Origin of the sequence: Gilliamella sp. B2824 (assembly GCF_026536245.1) — a bacterium.
GTDB lineage: Bacteria > Pseudomonadota > Gammaproteobacteria > Enterobacterales > Orbaceae > Gilliamella.
Genome location: NZ_JAFNON010000002.1, coordinates 240,703 through 265,936, shown reverse-complemented (window position 1 = coordinate 265,936; position 25,234 = coordinate 240,703). Strand labels below are relative to the sequence as shown.

Below are 25,234 nucleotides of genomic sequence, written 5' to 3'. Positions count from 1 at the left end.
AAATAGAACCTCAAATTTAATAATTAACATCAGATTGATTATTTATATGTCAATTTGAGCGTTATTGCGTTTAACGTGAATTTTATACTTTAGATGAAATAAGTTGCACTTAAATAAAACATCAACGCCACAAAATTAAAAATTATTCATGTAGTCGACAGTCATTTTGATTTTAGGCGAGATTTTTTAACATAAAAATAGATTAATATTTGTCTGTTTTGATCGGTTTCATTTTGCGAAAACTATCTATTAAAAATGATATTTCAAGTAGCTTAATATAAAATGGCATCTGGTTTATGCGTTTGTGTTCAATCTGTATCAAACGTAAAGTTTTTATTCAGTAAACTTATTAAATAGTGGGTATATATGTTAAAAAAATTATTGTTAATTCTATTAATATTCCCAGTTATCGCCGTAGCTAAACAAAAACAATGCGCTGTTAAACCCAGCTATGATATTACTATAACTGAAAAAAATGTGCGAATTTTCAATAAAAATAGTGATCTAACTATTTTATCTAATGGAAATGTCGAGCTCAATCAAAGCCCCGTTTTGCTAAATGCACAACAACAAAAACAGGCGTTAATGTTTCAAAAGAATATTAGGCAACAGCTACCACAACTTGAACAGCAGGCTTTAACTATGTTGTCTAGCGTTAAATTTAGTTTTGAAAATGCGATTAAAAATAAGCTTGGCAATGATAGTAAGTTACAAAGTGAATTAAATAAATTATACAAAAGATTAGTAAAATTGTTACACCAGTCGATTATTACGGAAAATGGTAGAACAGAATTTCACTATCAAAATTTTAATAATTTGAAAAAAGATGGCGAAGAGATAGGCCAACGAATTTTTTATAATGTTGTGGGGGGGAGTCTAGTCAATTTTAACTTCTTTCAAAATTATGCCACAATCAATGAAATTTCAAAAAATGAATGGAAAGCACAAAAGCCAAAACTTAAGGCTTTTGATGCCCATATTTGTTCAGTTATTACTGATATAAATAATCAATATCAGCAAATATTAAGCGAACTCGAGCATTGATAAATAAGTCAATAGACATTGATACAAACTTTTGCGAAAATAGCCTATCTTAAACGATAGAATGAAAGACATAGAGATTTATGACAGCACGTATAATTGATGGCAAACAGTTAGCTCAGCAAATTAGAAATGACATTGCAAATAAAGTAAAAGAACGCGTCGCTAAAGGATTATCTATTCCTGGACTTGCTGTTATCCAAGTTGGTTCGGATCCGGCTTCAAAAATTTATGTGCAAAATAAACAAAAAGCATGTGATGAAGTTGGTTTTGCATCATTTGCTTATGATTTTCCTCAATCAACGACCGAAGCTTTGTTAACACTGATTGACGAGCTCAATGAGCGTAAAGATGTTCATGGTATCTTAGTGCAACTTCCGTTACCTGATAATATCGATAAAACTAAAGTCCTTGAACGGATCCATCCAAGTAAAGATGTTGACGGTTTTCACCCATATAATATCGGACATTTACTACAAAGAGACCCAATTTTACGTCCTTGTACGCCTTATGGCGTCGTGAAAATGTTACAATCAACAGGCGTCAATTTATCTGGACTGAATGCTACGGTTGTAGGCGCGTCGAGTATTGTTGGGCGGCCAATGGCATTAGAACTGTTATTATTAGGTTGTACAACGACTATTACCCATAGCCGTACTATAGATTTAGCTAAACATGTAAGCAATGCTGATATTGTTGTTGCCGGTGTTGGAATAGCTAATTATGTAAAAGGTGAGTGGATAAAACCAGGTGCAATAGTGATTGATGTTGGTATTAATCGATTACCAAATGGTAAGCTTGCTGGTGATGTAGAGTTTGAAACTGCCGTTGAGCGAGCTGGATGGATAACGCCAGTTCCAGGCGGTGTTGGCCCTATGACTGTCGCTATGCTTATGAGTAACACCCTTGAAGCATGTGAAAAATTTAGTCATTGATTTGATAGATTCGATGAATTTTGGATTGGTAGATGTACATTAAAAAAATGGAAATAAGGAACATTTTATGATTATATTTCACACTTCTTTAGGTGATATTAAAATTAAAACCTTCGATAATGAAGCGCCAGAAACGGTTAAAAATTTTGTTGAATATTGCAAAGAGGGTTTTTACAACAACACTGTATTTCATCGTGTGATTAATAATTTTATGATTCAAGGTGGTGGTTTTGAACCTGGTATGAAACAGAAAAAAACCAAAGCACCTATTAAAAATGAAGCTGATAATGGTCTGAAAAATGATCGGGGTACTTTAGCGATGGCTCGCACCTCTGATCCTCATTCAGCGACTGCACAGTTTTTTATTAATGTAGTGGATAATGATTATTTGAATTATCGATCACCTGATGTAAATGGTTATGGTTATTGTGTATTTGCGCAGGTTGTTGATGGTATGGATGTGGTAGATAAAATTAAAGCAGTCAAAACAGGTCGAAGTGGCATGCATTCCGATGTACCTGTTGAAGATGTGATTATCAAGAGTGTAACGGTTGAATAATCCTACTCGTTATTTTATTGCAGATATTCATCTTACTGATAATGAACCTGCTCACGATCATTTTGATATAACAGCAGGTTTTTTATCTTTCTTAGACAGTTTACCCGATCACTGTGAACTTTATATTTTAGGTGATCTTTTTGACTATTGGATTGGAGACGATGTCAATTCAATCTTACATAGTAAAATTGCCGATGCGCTAAATGAACTTTCTAACCGACATATAAAAAAATATTTTGTACATGGTAATCGTGATTTTTTATTAGGTAAAAAATATGCTAATGCCTGTGATATGACAATATTGCCAGAGATTAATTGTTTACCTAATCAAGATAGCAATATTGTATTTTTGCATGGTGATGTGTTATGTCTTGATGATCCACAATATCAAAAATTCCGTAAAGTAATGCATAAAAAATGGTTACAAACCCTTTTTTTATTATTGCCACTTCGTATTCGTTTAAAAATAGCAGGTAAACTACGTCAAGAAAGCAGTGCACATAATCAAATCAAGTCAGAAAATATTATGGATGTTAATCAAGATGCCGTTGAAAATATGATGAGCAATTATAATGCTAACATAATGGTACATGGTCATACGCATAAACCGGCAACTCATCATTTTTTTATTAACAATCAGCCAGTAACTCGTCTGGTCCTTGGGGCTTGGCATGACGGTATATCTTTTATTAAGCAAGAAGCGAACAGTAATATTTTAAAACTTTATAACCACTCTTTTAAATAATCAGTTTGTAAAATGCTATCTTTTTCGCCAAAATCTCTTAATTTGCCTTGTTCTAAGATTAATACATAGTTGGCGATACGCTTAACTTCATTTATGTTATGGGTGACGTAAATGACGGGTATTTTTATTTCATTAATTAACTGGTCGATATAACTTAACAGCTCTTTTTTTCTCGGCATATCCAGGGCTGATAATGGTTCATCCATTAATAATAATTGTGGGTTAGTTAATAACGCTCGTCCAATAGCAACACGTTGTTTTTCTCCGCCAGATAGCATGGCAGGATAACGATTTAATAAATGACCAATATTAAGTACTTCAATCATTTCATCTAATTTTTGCGAACTAAGTTTTTTTATACCATAAGTTAAGTTTTTCAACACCTTATAGTGAGGAAACAACAAAGCATCTTGAAAGACGGTCGCAATGTTTCGTTTTTCAGGCGGAATAAAAATATTTTGAGTGGTGGCAACCAACGTCACTTGGTTAAGCGAGATATTGCCATGATCAGGTTTAATCAATCCATTAATAAGATTTATTAAAGTTGATTTTCCCGAGCCTGATACGCCTAAAATTGCTGTCACTCCTTGGCAAGGTATTGAGTGTTTAAATTCAAATGCAAAGGAAGATAGTTGTTTTTTTACATCTATTTCTAACATAACTCATTATCCAAATAATTTCTTCTTGTGCCAACGATTGAGCATTTCGGATAAAAATAGTGCCGCCAAAGACAACACAATGGATATTATACATAACCTCAATGCAGCATGTTCGCCATTAGGCATTTGTAACAGCGTATACATAGCAAGCGGTAGTGTTCGCGTTTCACCTTGGATATTAGAAACAAAAGTAATAGTTGCACCAAATTCACCTAAACATCTTGCAAAACCTAATACAATCCCCATTAAAATGCCAGGAAATGCTAATGGTAGCGTAATTGTTATAAATACTTTTAATGGATTTGCACCTAATGTTCGAGCAACACATTCTAAACGTAAATCGATGGATTCAATTGCTAGACGAATGGAGCGAACCATCAATGGAAATGCCACAACTGCCGATGCTAATGCGGCACCTTGCCAATTAAAACTAAAGCTTATCTGTAAATAATAACTTAACCACTCCCCTATAAAGCCATGTCGTCCCATGGTTATTAGCAGCAAATAACCTAAAACGACAGGGGGTAAAACTAGAGGCAAATGCACAATACTATCAAAAAGTGATTTACCTAAAAATTGGCATCTAGCTAAAATCCATGCAGTCAAAATACCAATTGGTAAACTGAATAAAATTGCAGCCCCCGCGATTTTTAAGCTCAGTAGCAATGTTTGCCATTCATATTCGGTCAATATCATGATTTTTATTATTTTGTTACAAAACCATATTTTTCAAATATGCGTTTAGCTTCAGGTGATTTTAAATATTGATAAAACTCTTTCGCTTCGGGTTTTAACAATGCTATTGGGTACTCAATAGGATCAAATGAGTTAGCAGGAAAAACACCAATGATTTTGACTTTATCACTAATTTTTGCATCTGTGCTATATACAATGCCTAATGCAGCTTCGTTACGTTCAACCAGCATTAACGCATCACGTACATTACTTGCTGGTGCAAATTGTGGAGCTAATTTATCAAATACACCTAAATAAGTTAAGGATTCTTTGGCATACAATCCAGCCGGAACATGATCAGGATCGCCAATCGCTAATCTTTCTGTTTTAGGTAAAATTGCATTCCAGTCAGTGCTACTATTAATATCGATTTTTTTTAATTTTGACTGTTGTGGTGCGATTAATACTAAAGAATTTTTAAGTAAATCTTCTTTGTTTTTAACTAAATTATGTTCTATTAAATAAGTCATCCATTTTTGATCTGCTGACATAAAAATATCAGCGGGCGCACCTTGTTCGATCTGTTTGGCTAATACCGATGACGAAGCGAACGAAAATATAATTTCCTGATTTTTGTGATTTGTTTTATATTCAGCTGCAATATCTTGCATCGCATTGGTTAATGATGCCGCTGCAAATAGGGTTACTTTTTCAATAGCTAAAGTGGAAAATGTGGTTAATAAGGTTGTTATCATTAAAAAAATGTTAATACGTGTTTTCATCATATCCCTCACGCTAAAAATAACTTATGTAATTTTGTAAATTGATGATGATGCGTAAAGCGGTAACTGAGATTTAACATAAAAATCGATAATTAAAACCGCTATTATATCGCTCACTCATCAGATGCATCATATTATAATAAACTTTCCGTTATATAAAATAAAATATATCGATAAATTGATAAACCTTTTCCAGATTTAATCATAAGTTAATGATTGTAAATTGGATTGTTCACAATAACTTAATTATATAATTGATCTAAGAGATCGTTGAAAAGAACATAATTCACTTGACGTAAGTTTTTTGAAGGTCGTTGAAAAAACGTCTACAATAATTGAAATTATCTGAATAAGATGTTTTTCAGTTTATCAAGGTGGTGTCATGAGCTTTTCTCCAGAAATTTTATTAACTATAAATTCAAATCAGCAATTATTTACTGATCCAAGGCGTATAGCATTACTTAAAGCCATTGACCAAACCGGTTCTTTAAGCCAAGCCGCCAAATCAATTGGCATAAGCTACAAAACAGCTTGGGATGCAATAAGCGAAATTAATCGTTTAGCGCCTACGCCATTTTTGATAACGATAACTGGAGGTAAAAATGGTGGGGGAACCAAACTCAGTGCTTATGCCGTCAGATTTATTCAACTTTATGATCTTTTGACTCACATACAGCATAACGCGTTTAATATTTTAAGTGATGATAACGTTCCCCTGGATGATATTTTAAAAGCTACGGCAAAATTATCATTACAAACCAGTGCACGTAATCAATTATATGGCAGTGTTAAACGGATTGAGACCAATAACATTGCCGGTTTTATTACGGTTTTGCTTGGCGATAATCAAACGGAATTAAAAGCTTATATAACTCACAAAAGTCTCGAAAGGTTAAAGTTAACTATGGACAAGACTGTGCTACTGTTAATTAAAGCTCCCTTGATTGAATTAAATGATTCGCTTGAAAATTGTTTATCAGTAACAGTTGAGAAAGTCACAACAGATGGTGAGTGGACTGAAATTGCCTTTTGTTTAGCATCAGGTATGATGCTTTATGCAAGTAAATTAACGAATACAGTTAAAGATTATGCATTAGTTGCAGGCAAAAAGCTGACAATATCAATTGATCCTCAGCATATTATTGTTGCTACATTAGTTTAATTTGAGGTATTTATGTTACATATTGAACACGCACACTATAAAATTAATGATCATAAAGTTTTTGTTATCGAATCATTAACCATCAATCAGGGGCATAGTGTTGCTTTTGTTGGACGTAATGGCAGCGGTAAATCAGTTCTAGCTAAAGCATTAGCCGGTGAACAACCGTTGCTATCGGGTAATGTGATTAATGAGTTTGAATCAATAGCGTATATTTCTTTTGAACAATTACAAAAGTTGGTCGATGAAGAATGGAAGCGCAATAATACTGATATGCTCAGTGAAGGCGAAAATGATACAGGATTAACGACATCGCAAATCATACAGGAATTTAAAACAGATGAAGAGCGATGCTTACAGTTGGCTAAACAGTTTGATATTAGTCAGCTGCTGACTAGAAAATTTAAATACTTGTCAACAGGTGAAACACGAAAAACGCTAATTTGCAAAGCGTTAATGTCAAATCCCGATTTATTAATTTTAGATGAACCTTTTGATGGTTTAGATGTTTTATCGCGTGAAAATTTAGCCGATAAGCTTGGTGAATTGTCTAAACAGGGGGTAACAATCGTATTAGTATTAAATCGTTTTAATGAAATTCCCATTTTTATTGAAGATATTGGTCTGCTTGTTGACTGTCAGCTCTTGAAATTTGGTAGCAAAGCAACAATATTAAATGACGAAACAGTTAAACAGCTAGCTGATCTAGAAAGCTTACCCAATGTACCTTTACCTGATGCAGATGTGCCTCCCGCTGCATTATCCAACGAAATCGATCGTGTGGTTTTAAATAATGGCTATGTCCATTACGATGATAAAGCTATTATCGATGGGTTAACTTGGCGGGTAAAAGCGGGTGAAAACTGGCAAATAGTTGGGCCTAATGGTGCAGGTAAATCAACGCTATTAAGTTTAATTACCGGTGATCATCCTCAAGGATACAGTAATGATCTAACATTATTTGGTCGTAAACGAGGTTCTGGTGAAACTATTTGGGACATTAAAAAGCATATTGGCTATGTTAGTAGTAGTTTACACCTTGATTATCGTGTCAGTTCCAGCGTTAAAACAGTACTCGTTTCGGGTTTTTTTGACTCAATTGGTGTCTATCAAGCCACAAGCGATAAACAAGCAAAGCTAGCCGATGAATGGCTTAAATTGTTAGGATTATACACACAAGCTGATAAGCCTTTTCAATCTCTATCGTGGGGGCAGCAACGATTAGTGCTAATAGCTCGTGCTTTAGTTAAACATCCAACCTTGCTGATTTTAGATGAACCATTGCAAGGATTAGATCATCTTAACCGAGAATTAGTCAAAGGTTGGATAGATCGATTAATCAAGGAAGGAAACACGCAATTATTGTTTGTGTCGCATCATGCCGAAGATGCGCCAAAATGTATCACTCATCGTTTAACTTTTGTTCCTAATTTCGATCTCAGCTATCAATACCAAATTGAGACACTTAAGTAATCATTAGTTAATAGCTATTAAAATCAGTATTAAAAATAGAAATAATCAATAAAAAAAACGTATTTTAATCATGAAATTTTTACTTGATTATTGAAAAAAGTTTATAACGGTTATACTTAGAGAGTTATCCCCGATGCCTGTGGATAACTCTGTGAATAGTTTATTGAAAAACGCTCAAACTTCAATAACCATCAGGTTTTAGCTTGGTTTGGTTACAAGTTAAGCATGAATTTGTATTTTATTATTAATCAATTAGTTATCTTAAATCAAGTTATCTTTTTAAGGTGTGTTTGGTGAGTTTTTAAGTTAACTGAACAAAAAATATAAGATTTTAAAAGGTCAAGTCTTTTTGGGGATAATTTTTATTAATAGGTAAAATATTAGGTCACAAGTAATGAAAAAATTTAAATTATGTTCTGAATTTAAACCTGCTGGCGATCAACCTGAAGCCATTAGACGAATAAGTCAAAATCTTGATGACGGTATTGCCCATCAAACATTATTAGGTGTAACGGGGTCGGGTAAAACCTTTACTATGGCAAATGTTATTGCTCAGCATAATCGTCCAACAATTATTTTGGCGCCAAATAAAACGTTAGCCGCCCAATTATATGGTGAAATGAAAGCGTTTTTTCCTGAAAACGCGGTTGAGTATTTTGTCTCTTATTATGATTATTATCAGCCTGAATCTTATGTGCCATCAACCGATACTTTTATCGAGAAGGATGCGTCGATCAATGAACATATTGAACAGATGCGCCTTTCGGCCACTAAATCACTATTGGAGCGTCGCGATGTTGTGATTGTTGCATCGGTATCAGCAATTTATGGTTTGGGAGCGCCCGAGACCTATATGGCGATGATTTTGCACCTGACTAAAGGCACCATTACCGATCAACGCTCAATCTTAACCAGATTGGCTGAACTACAATATACTCGCAATGAAATGGGTTTTAGTCGTGGTACGTTTAGAGTAAGAGGTGATGTGATTGATATTTTTCCTGCCGATTCAGACGAGTTAGCTGTACGAGTTGAACTGTTTGATGATGAAGTAGAACGCATTACTATGTTTGATCCTTTAACAGGCAGTAGTATTAATGATGTCTCGCGGATTACTATTTATCCAAAAACCCATTATGTTACACCAAGAAACATTATGGAAAACGCTATTGCTGAAATTAAGCAAGAACTTAAAGAACGGCAAAAAGTATTGTTAGAGAATAATCGCCTGTTAGAAGAGCAGCGCTTAACTCAGCGAACACTATTTGATATTGAAATGATGACTGAACTTGGGTACTGTTCAGGTATCGAAAACTATTCCCGCTTTTTATCTCAGCGTAAACCCGGTGATCCGCCTGCAACCTTATTCGATTACTTACCTGCTGATGGTTTACTGTTTATTGATGAATCACACGTTGCAATACCACAAATTGGTGCAATGTATAATGGCGACCGTTCACGTAAATTAAATTTAGTTGAGTATGGATTTCGTTTACCGTCAGCACTGGATAACCGTCCATTGAAATTCACGGAATTTGAAAACATTATGCCACAAACTATTTATGTTTCGGCAACGCCAGCTAAATACGAGATTGAAAAATCAGGTGGTGAAATTATTGAACAAGTAGTGAGACCGACTGGTTTATTAGATCCGATTATTGAAGTTCGCCCTGTCGCGACTCAAGTTGATGATCTTTTATCCGAAATTAAAATTCGAATGGAAAACGAAGAGCGGGTATTAGTAACAACACTAACCAAACGTATGGCTGAAAACTTAACAGATTATTTATCCGAGCATAATGTGAATGTGAAATATTTACATTCCGATATCAATACGGTTGAACGGATGGAAATTATTCGTGATTTACGCTTAGGTAAAGTTGATGTATTGGTTGGTATAAACTTATTACGTGAAGGATTAGATATTCCTGAGGTGTCGTTAATTGCTATTTTGGATGCGGACCGAGAAGGCTTTTTGCGTTCAGAAAGTTCACTCATTCAGACAGTTGGACGTGCAGCCCGAAATGTAAATGGTAAAGCCATATTGTATGCTGATAAAATCACGCCAGCTATGCAAAAAACCATTGATGAAACAGCCCGTCGTCGTAAAAAACAGGAAGATTTCAATCAAGCTCATGGTATAACACCAAAATCAGTACGCAAAGAGATTAAAGATATTTTAGATGCAGGATTAAGTACTAAAAAATCAACGGCTAAAGTACAAGCATTTGAACCGGGTAAACCTTATCATTATGTTTCTATAAAAGAAGTTCAAGCAAGGGTGAAAGAACTTGAAGCCATGATGTACGAAGCTGCTCAAAATCTTGAGTTTGAAAAAGCCGGTGTATTACGTGATGAAATAAAAAAATTACGTGCTGATTTTATTAAAGTCTCTTAAAAAACTCATCAAAAAAGGAAAACATGATGACAATTATTCGACTCGATCCACAAGACCGTTGGTCTGAAGCGGTTATTCACAATAATGTAATTTATTACACGAGTGTGCCAAGCAATTTAGTTAATAATGCCTATGAACAAACCAAAAGTGCTTTGGCTGAAATAGACAAAATTTTAGCTAGAGCAAACAGTGATAAAACCCGTATTTTAGATGCAACTCTATTTTTGGTAAACAAAAGCGATTTTGCTGCTATGAATAAAGCGTGGGACGAATGGGTTGCTCACGGCGATGCTCCCGTGCGCTGCACAGTCCATACCGGATTAATGAAAAGTGAGTATTTAGTCGAAATAAAAATCGTTGCAGCAGTGAAGGTTTAATGTTGTAAAATAAACAACTCAATAATAGTTGGTGAATAATTACTTGATTATTCTAGATAGACTAAAATGGTAATATTATTAGCTTATTTTAGTAATAATATTATCACTACTAGTTAGTTTTTCTTGTCATCTTACATATTGATTATTATCCCATTTGCTAAATTTTAGTGTATACTTTGAAAACTTTAAATTTCATCTATTGATATAATTTGCTATGCATACTCAAGCTAAAATTGCCATTGTAATGGGATCGAAAAGTGATTGGAGCACAATGCAACATGCTGCCGATATACTCGATACACTTACAGTTAGTTATCATGTTGAAATAGTTTCAGCCCATCGAACGCCTGATAAATTGTTTCAATTTGCTCAAGATGCTAAACGTCGAGGTTTTGATGTCATCATTGCTGGTGCTGGTGGTGCTGCTCATTTACCCGGTATGCTAGCGGCGAAAACACTGGTACCCGTATTAGGCGTACCCGTACAAAGTGCCACACTAAATGGTATTGACAGCTTATATTCCATTGTACAAATGCCTAAAGGTATTCCGGTTGGTACCTTAGCGATTGGTAAGGCTGGGGCTGCTAATGCTGCATTATTAGCTGTGCAAATTCTGGCTTTACATGATAAAGACATCTATCAACGATTATCAACTTGGCGTTTAAGTCAAACTGATGAAGTTTTAAATAACCCCGATCCAAGAGTCGATGCATAATATGATAACTAAATCAGTTTGTGTTTTAGGTAATGGTCAATTAGGCCGAATGTTAAAGCAAGCTGGCGAGCCATTAGGTATCCATGTTTTTCCTGTTGGTTTAGATGTCGATCCAGCAACGATTCCTTATCAAAATTCAGTCATTACTGCTGAAATTGAACGTTGGCCCGATACGCCTTTTACTCATATTTTAGCTCAGCATGGGCATTTTATTAATCGGGATGTGTTTCCGATTATTGCCGATCGTTTGAGTCAAAAACAACTATTAGATGAACTTAATTTACCCACAGCTAAATGGTTTTTGTTAAAAAATAGACAAGATTGGCCAACGCTCTTTCAACAGTTAGGTCAATTGTTAATTGTTAAACGTCGTACTGGTGGTTATGATGGTCGAGGTCAATGGCGTATAGCGATTGATGACGATATTGACGTACCTGAAGATATCTATGAACAAGCGATTGTAGAACAGGCAATTGCATTCGATAACGAATTATCATTGATTGGTGCTCGCAATGCGAAAGGTGAAACCGTTTTTTACCCATTGACGCATAATTTACATCAAGATGGTATTTTAAGAATGAGTATTGCTTTACCCGATAAAATGTCTGTATTACAAGCCAAAGCTGAAAAAATGTTATCTGCTATCATGCAAAAGCTCAATTATGTCGGTGTAATGGCAATGGAGTGTTTTGTTGTCGGTGAAAATCTATTAATCAATGAATTAGCACCAAGAGTCCATAACAGTGGTCACTGGACCCAAAATGGCGCTTCAATAAGCCAATTTGAGCTTCATTTACGGGCAATCTTGGGATTACCAATACCAAAGCCGAATGTTTTTGCGCCTTCTATCATGGTTAATCTGATTGGAACTGAGTTAAATTATGATTGGTTATCAATTGATTTAGTCCATTTACATTGGTACGAAAAAGAAGTGAGAACTGGTCGTAAAGTGGGTCACTTAAATTTAACTCACCCTCAAATATCAACATTGATCGATTCATTAGATAAATTGTTACCTATGTTGCCTGTTGAATATTATCCAGCTATTTGTTGGGCAAAACAGCAATTTGAGTCGTGATAGCTTCGTTGAACGAAAAGGGTAGCGCCATGGTCAACTTTAGCAAAAAAATCAATTACCAACGTTATGCTCATAAACAATATGACAGTTTAACAGATGAATATTCAGTTTTACGCTGTTTTGAAAGTGATCGTGGACGAATTATCAATTCTGCAGCTATAAGGCGCTTACAGCAAAAGACTCAAGTGTTCCCCCTTGAACGTAATTCAGTTGTCAGAAGCCGTTTGACGCATTCAATGGAAGTTCAACAAGTTGGGCGCTATATTGTTAAAGAAATTGTTAATCGTTTAATAAAAGCAGGACAATTAAAGGCGTTTGGTCTGGATAAATCGATTATGTCGATTGAAAGTTTAGTTGAAATGGCGTGCTTAATGCATGATATAGGTAATCCCCCTTTTGGTCATTTTGGTGAATCGGCAATTAATCAGTGGTTTACTTTGCGACTAGGTCTTGATAAACCTTGCAGCTACAGTATTCTTGAAATAAACAAACAAGATGATGAGTTACTTGCTGAATTAAAACAAAAAATCCGCCAAGATTTGTCCAATTTTGAAGGGAATGCGCAAGCTATTCGTTTAGTTCATACGATTTTACGTCTTAATTTAACTTATTCTCAAATTGCCTCAATTGTTAAATATTCAAAACCCGCTTATTGGAATCATGCTGTACCGACTGAATTTGCTTATTTAATGAAAAAACCCGGTTTTTACTTATCGGAAGAGCCCTTTATCAATGAATTATATCAACAACTTGATATAAAACCTTTTCATCGTTACCCGCTAACCTACATTATGGAAGCGGCTGATGATATCTCATATTGCATAGCCGATCTTGAAGATGCCGTTGAAAAGAAAATCTTTACTGTACAACAACTTTATCAATATTTAAAACAAGCGTGGGGACCAGTTAAAACAGGTGATTTATTTGATGAAGTGATCAATCGGCCTTTTGATAATTTTAAGCAAATTGAGTCTACCGCTATTGGTATCGATGAGTTTTTTATGTATTTGCGAGTCAATACTATCAATAAACTTGTTCCCCATGCCGCAGAACGTTTTATTGAAAATATTGAAGCCATTTATCATGGCTCATTTAATCATGCATTGCTTGAAGATCACGACGCTGAATACAAACTCCTCAATATTTTTAAAACTGTTGGTTTTGAACATGTCTTCAATCATGAATCAGTTGAAAATCTTGAACTACAAGGTCATCGAATTATTACCGGTTTGCTCGATATTTATAGCCCATTACTTGCGATGCCGGTTGAGGATTTTATTAAATTATCGACGACAGGCAATCACAAAAAATACCCAATAGAAACCCGACTATATCATAAACTATCCCATAAACATTGTGATGCTTACCAACAAGTTATTAGCAAACTTGATAAAAATAAGCCGGCTTTTGATTGTTGGGAATTTTATTACCGTTGTCGTTTAATTCAAGATTACATTAGTGGCATGACAGATCATTTCGCTTACGATGAATATCGTAAATTGATGGTCACATTCTAATTTAGTTAATTGATCAAAGTATTAGCACCAAAAAAAAGCATAAGCACTACAATAGTGCATTAATTTTCAAACGCTATCGATAATCACAGTATTAGTATCAACATATCCAAACACCTCTAATTATATTGCTCACCCTCTTTAATAAACAAAATGGTTGAAATGAGAGTAGGTGTCGTTAATGTTTTGGCCAAAGAGTGAGTATTGATGACACTTTATTATTTGATTTTGCTCATTGAGTTAACTTGTTTTCGGTTTGATTTCAACATTTTTATTCCTATCAATTGACATTAACACTATGAATTAAATCGTTATTCTTATTAATAAATATAGTCAAAAACTACAAATTGAAATTTCTGGCATAAGCTTTGCATAAGTTTTGCATAAGTTCGGTTATCCACCCTATTAATGAGGAGCAATTGATGAAATTAGTGACTGTTGTTATTAAACCTTTCAAATTAGAAGAAGTGAGAGAATCATTATCCAATATTGGCATTACGGGATTAACCGTAACTGAAGTTAAAGGATTCGGGCGTCAAAAAGGGCATGCCGAACTTTATCGTGGTGCTGAATATAATGTTAACTTCTTACCTAAAGTAAAAATTGATTTAGCAATCAGTGACGAACAGCTTGATGAAGTGATTAATACTATTACTAAAGCGGCTTATACCGGCAAAATAGGCGATGGCAAAATCTTTGTGACGCCACTTGAACATGTGGTTCGGATTCGTACCGGTGAAACGGATGAGTCAGCATTATAATCATAAAAGGATATCATTATGTTGAAAAAATTTATTTTACCTTTGGGCTTAGCGCTTTCAAGCTCAGCAATTGCTCAAGAAGCAACCGTCGCCGATAATGCTGATAACGGTTTTATGATGATTTGTACAGCCCTAGTTCTTTTTATGTCGGTGCCTGGCATTGCTTTGTTCTATGGTGGATTATTACGTGCTAAAAATGTCTTATCAATGTTATCGCAGATATTAGTCACCTTTTCACTTATTGCGGTATTATGGATAATTTATGGTTATACACTGGCATTTGGTGAAGGAAACTGGTTTTTTGGTAACTTTGAACACTTTTTATTAATTGGTATTAATATTACAGATGTATCAGGATCGATTTATGAATTGATTTGGGTTGCGTTTCAGGGATCTTTTGCCTGTATTACTTGTTGTTTAATTCCAGGTGCATTTGCTGAACGTACGCGTTTTTCAGCGGTATTAATTTTTATGGTGTTATGGTTTACCTTCTCTTATATTCCAATGGCCCATATGGTATGGGGTGGAGGCATCTTAGGTGATGAAGGTGCGTTAGATTTTGCCGGAGGAACTGTTGTTCACATCAATGCAGCCGTTGCAGGTTTAATGGGGGCGTATTTACTAAAAAATCGGATAGGCTTTAATCGTGAACCGTTAAAACCTTTCAATCTGCCTTATGTTTATATCGGTGCTGCTATTTTATATATTGGGTGGTTTGGCTTTAATGCTGGGTCTTCAACTCACGCTGACCAAATTGCTGGGCTTGCTTTTATTAATACCGTGGCAGCAACGGCAGCAGCAGTTTTAGCATGGTCTATTGCTGAGTGGGTTTTACGAGGTAAACCATCATGTTTAGGTGCCGCATCAGGCATCATCGCGGGATTAGTTGGAATAACACCGGCAGCGGGTTTTGTTGGTGTTGGTGGTGCTCTGTTGATTGGTTTGATTTGTGGCTTTGCAGGGGTTTGGGGCGTATCTTCGCTAAAAAGAATTCTTAAAATAGACGATACTTGTGATGTATTTGGTGTACATGGTGTTTGTGGTATTGTTGGTTGTCTATTGACTGGTATTTTTGCGTCAGAATCACTCGGTGGCATTGGTTATACAGAAGGTACCAGCATGGCAAGCCAGATTGGTATACAGTTAATGAGTGTAATAACCTGCATTATTTGGACGGCTGTTGTTGCCTTTATTTCGTATAAAATTGCAGATATTTGTGTTGGCTTACGTGTGTCAGAAGAACATGAACGTGAAGGTCTAGATATTAATAGCCACGGTGAAAGCGCATTTAACAATTAATTCTTAAACAAATATAACTAATTTAATTATAAAAAAAATCTACAGTGAAATTAACACTGTAGATTTTTTGCTTATATTAATTATGATAAATGTCTTTTAGTCATCCCAAAGCATAATTGCATTATCTTGCGTAAGGATTAACGGTGGTGAAAACAGATATTCTTTAATGGTATCTGGTAATGCATTTAAGTCATTCAAATCAAGCTTAAGATCAGGATTTGATTGGCTAAGTTCTGCTATTCTGCTTGATAATATTTGATTGATCCTCTCACATTCTAAATCTTGTTGATTTTTTAACGTTTCTAAATCAGGTTCATTGAATGCTTCACGATAAATAAACTGGAAAGCATCGATATCCTTAAAAACATCTTCTAAAACATACTTTTGATATTTTGAATGACGTTGTTTCAATGCTTCAAAACGTAACGCAATAATTTCATCTTTTTGATCCGGATAATCTAAAACTGAATCTTTACTTGTTAATTGCTTTTTTTCAGGAATTGACTCATTAAAAGATGCTAAAGTAAATAACGGTTTTTTATTCGATGTCATTTATTAATTCACAACCTATATTCTTGAATAATAAAAAATTATTGTTTTTATTCTAAAAATAGTTTTGCTCAATGTCATCAATTTTTTAGCAAAAATTGATGACATATTTCTATTATTGATTCATTTATCAATACTTTTAATCAGAGTAATTCCCATCTTCCCAAAGCATAATTGCATTATCTTGTGTTAAGATTAACGGTGGCGCGAATAGGTATTTTTTAATTTTATTAGGCATAACAGTAATATCATTTAAATCCAATTGCACGTGTGGATAAATTTTTGCCATTTGTTTTAACCGCATGCTTAATAATTCTTTAACTTTATTCGATTCTTTAGCAAAGGCTAATTCCTCTTTCAAAAGGCTTATTTGTCTTTTATGATGCTCTGATTCGAACATCTCAGGAAATATAAAACGCATTTCTCGATTATTCTCGATCTTAGCTTTACTATTGTATTCATTATCTTTATATTCGCCATGGTGTAACTTAAGCTCCTTAACATGTAATGCAATAATTTTATTTATGTTTTCAGGATAATTTAATTTAGAATCTAAATCACTTAAGGTATTTTTTTGAGGTAATAATTTATCACTTTGTACTAAGGTAAATAATGGTTTTTTATGTGTCTTCATTTCTATAACTTCCTTTTTTTAGGACAATAAGATAACGATCTGTAGAACATTAAAAAACGACTGTTACTCTATCGTAAAAAAACTTGAGGTAAACATAACGTTTTAGTATAAAAAACAACTAAAAGCGCTGATTATTACTTTTATCTCCTTTTAATGTTTCATGTTTTATGCTTTTTGATATTTCGATTTAGACTAAAATTTTGTTTTCTCTTTTTATTCTCACTAGTAAATTAATGTTGTATAGAATGTAAAATAGTATTCTTTTACAGAATGTTAATTTAATGTGGTTGTTCCATTTTTCTATATCAAGTAGAACTATGAATAAATACCAATTGAATTGAGATAGCATGATAAGATCAAAAAAATTCATTTTATAATCGTCATCAAGCAAGAGAAAATTACATTCTGTAAATTTAACAAGTTGTTTTTTAAATAAACTATTTATGATGTTAGATTGGTGTTGATTACTATATAAATCTTTGACTTTATGTTTTTCAACAAATTTGGGGTAAATATTAAGCTTAACTTTAATAGTAATTCTTAATACATTAATTAAGAGATGGTTAATTAATCCTTTATATTTAATAAGTCGATTCCTAATCGAAGTTTCACTATTATAACTTAAAATTTGTTTTATGCTAGTAATATTTTTCTGAAACCACTTTTTTACTTGGAATTTTACAATTTTAATCAGTAAAAAAATGTATTGCAATGTATTTGTGAGACTTTTAGCAATCATAAATCCAATCCATGTTGTTGTATATTAAACAATATACGATAATAAAAATGTACATCCTAAAGCGACTAATGAAGCAATAAAAGAGCTGGATGTATAATATTTGAACATTTCAGTTAATGTAGCGCCACAATATTGCTTTACAAGCCAAAAAAGTGAATCTGTTACAATTGTACAACCAATAGCGCCCGAACCGATCGCTAACGTTATGATTTCAGGACTAATATCAGGATAAAGTGGCAACATAGGTGATACAATGGCTGTTGCTCCCATCATGGCAACCGTTGCAGAGCCCACTGCAGCATGTAATATAATGGCAACTAACCACGCTAATAAAATAGGGTGCATATTTAGCTGTGATAAAATACCCGCTAATCCATCACTCAAACCACTACTTTTTAACACGCCATTAAATGCGCCACCCGCACCAATAATCAACAAGATATTAGCGATTGAAGAAAAGCCACATTCTGTTTTTATTAATAAATCTGACATTCGCATTTTTTGGCGTATACCTAAGACATAATAGGCGACAAAAATACCTATAAGCATAGCTGTAATTGGGGTGCCAATAAATTCGAACACAGCATAAAAAATTGAATTTTTATCGATTGTTAATTCTGTGGCTGTTTTTATTAACATTAAAATGATAGGTAACAAAATAATAGTCAAAGTGGGCAATAATGACGGTAATTCATTTTCATTCTTATTGTTTGGTTGGGAAAATGTTTCAGGTACAGGCTTAAATGGAATATTATTTTTAATGATTTTTAAAAAAAGAGGCCCACTAACTAGTGATGCTAATAGAGCAACTACTAAACCATAAAAAATTATACTGCCAATATCTGCACCAAGCGCATTGGTCACAAACAATGCTGCCGGATGAGGGGGAACAATACAATGAACGGCCATTAATGCAGAGCATAGTGGTATAACGATTGTTAAAAGTGATGAATTTGTTTTTTTAGCAATGGAAAAGGCAAATGGAATGAATAATACTACACCGACTTCAACAAATAAGGTAATGCCACAAATTAGTCCAATTAACACTATCATTATTTGTGGTGGAAGTAACCGGCATTTGTGTAACATCAACCCTATAGTTTCAGATGCACCAGAAATTTCCATCATTTTACCTAAAATGGATCCTAATCCAATTACTATAGCTAAAAAACCTAAGGTACTACCCATTCCAGCTTCAATTGCACTAAGTATTTCAAGTGGAGGCATAGCCATTAATACCCCTACATAAAAACTTGCAAGTAACAAGGCTAAAAATGGATGTAGTTTAACTTTTACAATTGATATCACAATGACAATTAAACTACTCATTAATACTGCCATAACCCAAAGCTGTGAGTTCATGTTTTGATTTTTAAGTTAGTTAAAATTTAACCTATTAAATGTTTTTATTAGGTATTTGACAAATGATAAAAAAACAACTTAACATGAATTAAATTCATTCAAAAATGTGATTTAAATCGAAGTTTAACATTAAAGTTAGTTTTGCTATAAAGCTGCAAAGTTTGATTTTATAAAATAGATATTTACGTTGTTTAAAACAAGGTGAAGGAGAATCGCTGATGTATGATAATTTTCTAACAAAAAATCGCTTGATTAATCGTTATCAGTTAGCGAAATTATATACTTTTGAATCGGCTGCTCGTCATCTTTCCTTTTCTTTATCTGCTGAAGAGCTGTGTATCAGTCCAAGCGCGGTGAGTCATCAAATTCAAAAATTAGAGCAAGAACTTGGTTTTAAGCTATTTAAACGGTTTCACCGAAGAATTGAACTTACTCATGATGGTAAACATTTATTTGATGTGGTTCGAAAATCACTAAGAAATTTGAACCAAGAAATTTTAGAAATTTCAAATCAAGAAATTTCTGGAATATTGACAATTTATGCTAGACCGTCATTTGCACAAGGTTGGCTAGTACCAAAATTACCTGACTTTGCACGTCACTATCCCTATATTACTTTAAATATTTTATCTGGAAATGAAGTTACAAATTTTAGTCGTCATCGAATCGATCTTGCTATTTATTATGATGCATTACTGTACGAAGAGCTCAATTACGATTTTTTAATGTCCGAAACAATCATTCCTGTTTGTAGTGACTTTTATGCAAAAAAACATAACTTATATAATAACGTTGAAAGACTATCTAACTGTACAATATTGCACGATAGTCAAGCATGGGAATATGATTCTAATTGTGATGAATGGATGGGGTGGGCTAATCATTATTCTTTACCCTTTGATTTTAATGATATACCCAAAATCGATTTTGATCGTTCTGATCTTGCAACTACTGCCGCTATTTATCATGGTGGTGTTGCTATGGGGCGAAGACGATTAATCGGCAAGTTACTTGAATCGGGTGAGCTTATTACACCTTTTCCTGAAATGGAAATGTTATGTAAACAGCGCTATTACATCTTACGAGCGCAAGCCAAATATAACCCCAAAGCAGATATCTTTATAAAATGGCTAAAAAGCCTAGTTTAATAAAGTAATGCTAGGCTAAAGGTCAGCGTTTAGGCTTCCCTTTAGTCTAGTATATTATTTATTTCGTTTTAAATGTTTCAAATTGGATAGTGCGATGGATAGTAGAATAATAATGACCCCAATCCATTGATTAAAATAGACCGATTCTTTTAAATAAAAATATGAACAGGTGACAGCAACAGGTAGTTCAGCTGCGGATAAGATTGCACTTAATGAAATACCAATTTTGGGAATGCCAACAGAAAACAAAAACGGAGGTAATACGGTGCCCAGTAGTGCTAATAAAAATCCTAATTGATAGAGTTGATCATTCAAATTTAATTTAAAGAAGAATAAAGGTGGAAATATAAGAAAAGTTATTATGCACGCTCCGGTTATCATCAAGGCACTTTTTTCAAGTTTTGGTAATGCATTACCAACATTACTGCTTGTACTAATAAATAGTGAATACATTAAGGCCGCTAAAAAACCAAAAAAACAGCCCGTTAAATTCAAACGAATATCTTGATTAAATAGTCCAGCGGCTAGGTAGCTACCGGCTATGATGGTAATCACCGTTAAAATTTGAGTCGTAGTCGGTCTATTTTTGAAAATAACATAATCGATAATAATACTAATCCACAAATACTGCATTAATAGTATGATAGCAATTGATGCGGGAACGAGTTGAACACATTGATAATAGCAAATACCAACTAACCCAGGGAAGATACCCACAGCACATACCTTCCATTTGTTCGTTTTGGGATTATGCGTTGTCGTTGCTGTACTTTTGGGTTTTATGAATGTTTTAACTATCAAGTGAATAATCCATAATATTAGCATACCCAAAAAACATTGTACGCCCGTAACTTCACCAAGGGAGTAGCCAGCTTTATAAGCGGTTTTCACAATAGAGGAGAGCACGCCAAAGCTGCACGCTCCTAAAAAAACTAATAAACCACCTAAAAATTTTTCTTTCATAGTTAAATCTCATAATTTATATAAATTAATTTTGTAGCTAACAATAAAGCAAACACAATAAGAGACCACAGGGTGAAGACCCTGTGTCACTCTTCATTTTTTAACATATTAGAATAACGAATACTAAGTGAATCAGAACAGAATGTAAGCTTGTGATTTTAGCCCATTAGTTTGATTGTGGTAAGTTATTGCTTAACTGTTTCGCTTCTATTATGGTCATAGTTAAAGGTAAAGTAAAAAATAATTCCCAACACCAGTGCATAAGATGCAAATATTAACCATATTGTTTGCCAATCTCGACCAGTTGTGTAAGTAAATTTATCAACCACCATACCACTTAAGATTGAACCCAAATATGCACCAATTCCATTTACCATTGTCATAAAGAGCCCTTGTGCACTTGCTCGAATATTGGCATTAACTTCTTTTTCTATAAAAATTGATCCCGAAATATTAAAGAAATCAAAAGCACAACCATAAACTATCATGGATAACAACAGTAAGACAAAACCAAATGGTGTTGGATCACCAAACGCAAATAAACCAAATCGGAGCGTCCAAGCTATTAGGCTTATCATGATCACTTTTTTTATTCCAAACTTTTTAAGAAAAAACGGAATAGTTAAAATAAATGCCACTTCTGCCATTTGTGATACGGATAATAAAATTGCTGGATGCTGTACAATTAAACTGTCAGAAAATTCGGGAATTTTACCAAAGTCTTTTAAAAATGCCCCGCCGAAAGTATTGGTGATTTGTAATATTGCGCCAAGTAACATCGCAAATAAAAAGAATACTGCCATGACGGGTTTTTTAAATAACACAAATGCATCAAGCCCTAAACGAGAAGCCCAAGATTGTTGTTGGTTTTGTTTGATTTCAATATTTGGTAACGTTGCGCTGTAGATCACTAATACGACCGAAGCCACACATGCCACATAAAGTTGTCCATTACTGGAATCTAACTTCAGTAGACTTATCATCCACATAGCAATAATAAAACCTACTGTACCAAACACCCGTATTTTAGGGAACACTTCGACAGTATTTAAGTTATTTTTATCTAAACACGCGTAACTAATTGAGTTAGATAAAGCAATAGTTGGCATGAAAGCCATTGCATTAGCAAACATCAACCAAAATAGTAAACTTGATGTTGTCACTGATGCAGCATAAAAAAGCGCAACAGCACAAATCGAGTGGCACAGCATGTACAAATATTTTGCTTGTATAAATTTGTCAGCAATAATCCCTATAATACAGGGCATAATTAATGCGGCTAAGCCTTTAGTACTAAAGATCATACCTATCTCGGCACCAGAAAATTTTAGTGTATTAAAAAGATAAATACCTAAAGTCGTTAGCCAGCTTCCCCAAATAAAATATTGGAAAAACATCATTATTTTTAATCTATTTTTTATGTTCATTATTTAAATCCTAAATAAATTGAACTGCTTATATAAAATTAAAAACTATGAACTAAAAACGTGCAATGGTTTTAGTAATAAGTTGTAAAAAAGTGGATTTTACACGTTCAGCGGTTTCAATCACTTCTTCATGACCGAGTGGTTGATCTAAAATGCCACAAGCCATATTAGTTAAACATGAAATGCCGATAGTTTTAATGCCAGAGTGATGAGCAATAATTGCTTCAGGAACGGTAGACATACCCACTGCATCAGCACCTAATGTACGGATCATTCTAATCTCTGCTGGAGTTTCGTAGGTTGGTCCTGTCCACCAAGCATAAACACCTTGTTGTAAAGTGATATTCAGCTCTTTAGCTACTTCGCTAACTGTTGCTCTTAATTGCTTGTTATACACTTCGCTTACATCCAAAAAGCGAACCCCTAATTCAGGATTATTTGGCCCCATTAATGGATTGTTAGCAGTTAAGTTAATGTGGTCAGTAATTATCATTAAATCACCAGGTTTAAAGCTAGTGTTGACTGCACCACAGGCATTGGTAATGATCAGTTTTTCAACGCCTAGCATTTTCATTACACGCACAGGGAAGGTAACTTGATCTAATGAAAAACCTTCATAATAATGAAAACGACCTTTCATCGCGACAACAGTCTTATCACCACATTTACCAATCACTAATTCATTCGCATGCCCCACAGCTGCTGATTTAGCAAAGTGAGGAATAGTGTCATAAGGAATATGAACGGCATCTTCAAGAGTATCGGCAAAAGGACCTAAACCCGATCCAAGTATAATTCCGATTGTTGGTTTTTTGTCGGTTTGCTGTTGAATATAATTAACTGCTTGTTGAATATCTGCTGTTTGATGCATGAGTGTATCCTTTCAAATTGAAGTAGTTTTTTGATAAATAAAACGCAGTGATATTAAATAATCACTTAAAACATGTTTATATTTTTATCATGAATAAAAATACGTATCGCAATTGTTCACATCGATCTAGTATGTCATAGAAAAGGATGTGAATAATTGACTTTTTCTCAAAACGAGAAAACGATCACATAAAAAGAATATATAATAAAAACAACGTAGTTGTCATTTTTCAGGGTATATTATGATGATGTTCTGACAATAATGAAAGGGACTTTTTAGGTTTGGTTTAGTTTTAAAAATTAAATTGCTATATTTAACTTTATTAATCAATTAATTATCTTAAAAATTAATTTAAAAAATTAAAATATAAACATTATTTATGATACATTAAGCTTCAATTTGACAACCGTGTTTATCTTATAAAATTATTATTACTCAATGATCCGATTGCTATCGGTATAAATTACCCCTTTATCACCTCTAAAAAATCCAATCAAAGTCAAGTTATTTGTTCTGGCTTGCTCAACTGCCATTGATGTAGCTGCTGAAACCGCACAGAGAATTTCGATGCCACAGATAGCTGCTTTTTGTACCATTTCATAACTAGCTCGACTTGAGACGAGTATTATGCCTGGTATATTTTTTTTATTTTGTGCGAGGTATTTCGCGCGATAACCTAACAGTTTATCTAACGCTACATGTCTGCCGATATCCTCAAAACCTGCAATAAAATTACCATGTAAATCAAGCCAAACTGCTGCATGGGTGCAGCCTGTTTGCGCTCCAACTTGTTGTACTTGGTTTAGATAGGCCAGTGAATGCACAAAATCTGCTAACTGAATTTTGTCATTGGATGGTAAAGTAGGAATAATTGAGCATACCTGATCAAGTTGCTCTGTTCCACAGATACCACAACCAGTGCGGCCGGTTAAATTGCGACGTTTTTCTTTTAATTGATTGAAGCGTCTGGAAGATAATTCAATATGAACTTCTACTCCTTTTAATGAGTCGATTATATCAATACCATAAATGTCATTAACCGATTCAATAATATTTTCAGTTAATGAAAAACCAATCGCAAAATACTCAAGATCTTTCGGCGTCGTCATCATAACCACATGAGAAATACCGTTATAAATTAATGCAATAGGTTTTTCTATGGCAATTGTATCAAATTGAGGATTATTTAGCGTGCTATTACTAAATTTTGTTACTAATACTGTGTTAATACCGCTAGTCATGGCTGGTCTCGGGCTGTTTATTTTTAAGCATTGAACGTTGTTTTAGTTTTACATTGCTAATGTGAATAATCAGTAAAGCAATTGAGTTACGTAATAAGATTATGCCAATACTTGGTTAACACAATCT

24 protein-coding genes are annotated in these 25,234 nt (G+C 34.0%); 14 read left to right on the top strand and 10 right to left on the bottom strand.

Going from position 1 to position 25,234, the window contains the following annotated elements:
- Positions 1 to 366: 366 nt before the first annotated feature.
- The 4 genes from J3U56_RS03165 (at position 367) to J3U56_RS03150 (ending at position 3,280) form a co-directional block, all read left to right on the top strand.
- Entirely contained in the window at positions 367 to 1,044 is a 678-nt protein-coding gene (locus J3U56_RS03165) for a DUF2884 family protein (protein ID WP_267366680.1), read from the top strand.
- An 80-nt stretch (positions 1,045 to 1,124) separates the two neighbouring features.
- Complete coding sequence (gene folD, locus J3U56_RS03160) at positions 1,125 to 1,976, top strand: bifunctional methylenetetrahydrofolate dehydrogenase/methenyltetrahydrofolate cyclohydrolase FolD (protein WP_267333157.1); 852 nt, start codon at positions 1,125 to 1,127, stop codon at positions 1,974 to 1,976.
- A gap of 67 nt (positions 1,977 to 2,043) precedes the next feature.
- The gene (ppiB, locus tag J3U56_RS03155) at positions 2,044 to 2,535 is read left to right on the top strand and encodes a peptidylprolyl isomerase B (RefSeq protein ID WP_065634976.1); all 492 of its coding nucleotides are present in this window, start codon (positions 2,044 to 2,046) and stop codon (positions 2,533 to 2,535) included.
- Entirely contained in the window at positions 2,528 to 3,280 is a 753-nt protein-coding gene (locus J3U56_RS03150) for a UDP-2,3-diacylglucosamine diphosphatase (RefSeq protein ID WP_267333156.1), read from the top strand. The genes ppiB and J3U56_RS03150 overlap by 8 nt, the downstream gene beginning before the upstream one ends.
- Here the strand turns inward: J3U56_RS03150 and modC are convergent.
- From modC to modA, 3 genes are read right to left on the bottom strand one after another with little or no spacing between them, the layout of a single operon-like run.
- Complete coding sequence (gene modC, locus J3U56_RS03145) at positions 3,259 to 3,939, bottom strand: molybdenum ABC transporter ATP-binding protein (protein ID WP_267343797.1); 681 nt, start codon at positions 3,937 to 3,939, stop codon at positions 3,259 to 3,261. The two genes, J3U56_RS03150 and modC, sit on opposite strands and share 22 nt — an antisense overlap.
- A gap of 6 nt (positions 3,940 to 3,945) precedes the next feature.
- Positions 3,946 to 4,635 carry a molybdate ABC transporter permease subunit gene (gene modB, locus J3U56_RS03140; protein WP_267343798.1) on the bottom strand — a complete coding sequence of 230 codons (690 nt, stop codon included), beginning with the start codon at positions 4,633 to 4,635 and terminating at the stop codon, positions 3,946 to 3,948.
- Positions 4,636 to 4,643: 8 nt separating this feature from the next.
- Positions 4,644 to 5,399, bottom strand: coding sequence for a molybdate ABC transporter substrate-binding protein (gene modA, locus J3U56_RS03135; protein ID WP_416380264.1), 756 nt, complete (start codon positions 5,397 to 5,399; stop codon positions 4,644 to 4,646).
- A 379-nt stretch (positions 5,400 to 5,778) separates the two neighbouring features.
- Here modA and J3U56_RS03130 point away from each other — a divergent pair, with 379 nt between their 5' ends.
- From J3U56_RS03130 to amtB, 9 genes are all read left to right on the top strand, one after another.
- The gene (locus J3U56_RS03130) at positions 5,779 to 6,558 is read left to right on the top strand and encodes a TOBE domain-containing protein (RefSeq protein ID WP_267343799.1); all 780 of its coding nucleotides are present in this window, start codon (positions 5,779 to 5,781) and stop codon (positions 6,556 to 6,558) included.
- A gap of 12 nt (positions 6,559 to 6,570) precedes the next feature.
- Positions 6,571 to 8,031 (top strand): molybdate ABC transporter ATP-binding protein ModF, encoded by a 1,461-nt coding sequence (gene modF, locus J3U56_RS03125; RefSeq protein WP_267366676.1) that lies wholly within the window; start codon positions 6,571 to 6,573, stop codon positions 8,029 to 8,031.
- Between the two features lie 394 nt (positions 8,032 to 8,425).
- The gene (gene uvrB, locus J3U56_RS03120) at positions 8,426 to 10,429 is read left to right on the top strand and encodes an excinuclease ABC subunit UvrB (RefSeq protein ID WP_267366674.1); all 2,004 of its coding nucleotides are present in this window, start codon (positions 8,426 to 8,428) and stop codon (positions 10,427 to 10,429) included.
- Positions 10,430 to 10,455: 26 nt separating this feature from the next.
- Positions 10,456 to 10,806 (top strand): RidA family protein, encoded by a 351-nt coding sequence (locus J3U56_RS03115; RefSeq protein WP_267343801.1) that lies wholly within the window; start codon positions 10,456 to 10,458, stop codon positions 10,804 to 10,806.
- A 214-nt stretch (positions 10,807 to 11,020) separates the two neighbouring features.
- On the top strand, positions 11,021 to 11,521 hold the full coding sequence (gene purE, locus J3U56_RS03110; protein ID WP_267333148.1) for a 5-(carboxyamino)imidazole ribonucleotide mutase: 501 nt from the start codon (positions 11,021 to 11,023) through the stop codon (positions 11,519 to 11,521).
- Position 11,522: 1 nt separating this feature from the next.
- Positions 11,523 to 12,599 carry a 5-(carboxyamino)imidazole ribonucleotide synthase gene (gene purK / locus J3U56_RS03105; RefSeq protein WP_267366672.1) on the top strand — a complete coding sequence of 359 codons (1,077 nt, stop codon included), beginning with the start codon at positions 11,523 to 11,525 and terminating at the stop codon, positions 12,597 to 12,599.
- Between the two features lie 29 nt (positions 12,600 to 12,628).
- Positions 12,629 to 14,116 carry a dGTPase gene (dgt, locus tag J3U56_RS03100; RefSeq protein ID WP_267333146.1) on the top strand — a complete coding sequence of 496 codons (1,488 nt, stop codon included), beginning with the start codon at positions 12,629 to 12,631 and terminating at the stop codon, positions 14,114 to 14,116.
- Between the two features lie 419 nt (positions 14,117 to 14,535).
- Complete coding sequence (gene glnK, locus J3U56_RS03095) at positions 14,536 to 14,874, top strand: P-II family nitrogen regulator (protein ID WP_065634965.1); 339 nt, start codon at positions 14,536 to 14,538, stop codon at positions 14,872 to 14,874.
- A gap of 18 nt (positions 14,875 to 14,892) precedes the next feature.
- A complete protein-coding gene (gene amtB / locus J3U56_RS03090; protein ID WP_065798592.1) occupies positions 14,893 to 16,173 on the top strand; it encodes an ammonium transporter AmtB in 1,281 nt (426 codons plus the stop codon).
- 96 nt (positions 16,174 to 16,269) lie between these two features.
- On the opposite strand, the gene J3U56_RS03085 is transcribed toward amtB, so the two are convergent.
- From J3U56_RS03085 to dsdX, 3 genes are all read right to left on the bottom strand, one after another.
- The gene (locus J3U56_RS03085; protein WP_267366670.1) at positions 16,270 to 16,725 is read right to left on the bottom strand and encodes a hypothetical protein; all 456 of its coding nucleotides are present in this window, start codon (positions 16,723 to 16,725) and stop codon (positions 16,270 to 16,272) included.
- Positions 16,726 to 16,861: 136 nt separating this feature from the next.
- The gene (locus J3U56_RS03080) at positions 16,862 to 17,356 is read right to left on the bottom strand and encodes a hypothetical protein (protein ID WP_267333144.1); all 495 of its coding nucleotides are present in this window, start codon (positions 17,354 to 17,356) and stop codon (positions 16,862 to 16,864) included.
- 763 nt (positions 17,357 to 18,119) lie between these two features.
- Complete coding sequence (gene dsdX / locus J3U56_RS03075; RefSeq protein ID WP_267343805.1) at positions 18,120 to 19,457, bottom strand: D-serine transporter DsdX; 1,338 nt, start codon at positions 19,455 to 19,457, stop codon at positions 18,120 to 18,122.
- A gap of 218 nt (positions 19,458 to 19,675) precedes the next feature.
- Here dsdX and dsdC point away from each other — a divergent pair, with 218 nt between their 5' ends.
- Positions 19,676 to 20,605, top strand: a complete 930-nt coding sequence (gene dsdC, locus J3U56_RS03070) for a DNA-binding transcriptional regulator DsdC (RefSeq protein WP_267343806.1) — start codon at positions 19,676 to 19,678, stop codon at positions 20,603 to 20,605.
- A 54-nt stretch (positions 20,606 to 20,659) separates the two neighbouring features.
- On the opposite strand, the gene J3U56_RS03065 is transcribed toward dsdC, so the two are convergent.
- The 4 genes from J3U56_RS03065 to fdhD form a co-directional block, all read right to left on the bottom strand.
- Positions 20,660 to 21,568: an EamA family transporter gene (locus tag J3U56_RS03065; protein WP_267366669.1), complete on the bottom strand. Its 909-nt coding sequence runs from the start codon at positions 21,566 to 21,568 to the stop codon at positions 20,660 to 20,662.
- A 185-nt stretch (positions 21,569 to 21,753) separates the two neighbouring features.
- Positions 21,754 to 22,995 (bottom strand): nucleoside permease, encoded by a 1,242-nt coding sequence (locus J3U56_RS03060; protein WP_267366668.1) that lies wholly within the window; start codon positions 22,993 to 22,995, stop codon positions 21,754 to 21,756.
- Positions 22,996 to 23,047: 52 nt separating this feature from the next.
- Positions 23,048 to 23,866 carry a purine-nucleoside phosphorylase gene (locus J3U56_RS03055; protein ID WP_065632918.1) on the bottom strand — a complete coding sequence of 273 codons (819 nt, stop codon included), beginning with the start codon at positions 23,864 to 23,866 and terminating at the stop codon, positions 23,048 to 23,050.
- Between the two features lie 431 nt (positions 23,867 to 24,297).
- A complete protein-coding gene (gene fdhD, locus J3U56_RS03050) occupies positions 24,298 to 25,107 on the bottom strand; it encodes a formate dehydrogenase accessory sulfurtransferase FdhD (RefSeq protein WP_267366666.1) in 810 nt (269 codons plus the stop codon).
- Positions 25,108 to 25,234: the final 127 nt, after the last annotated feature.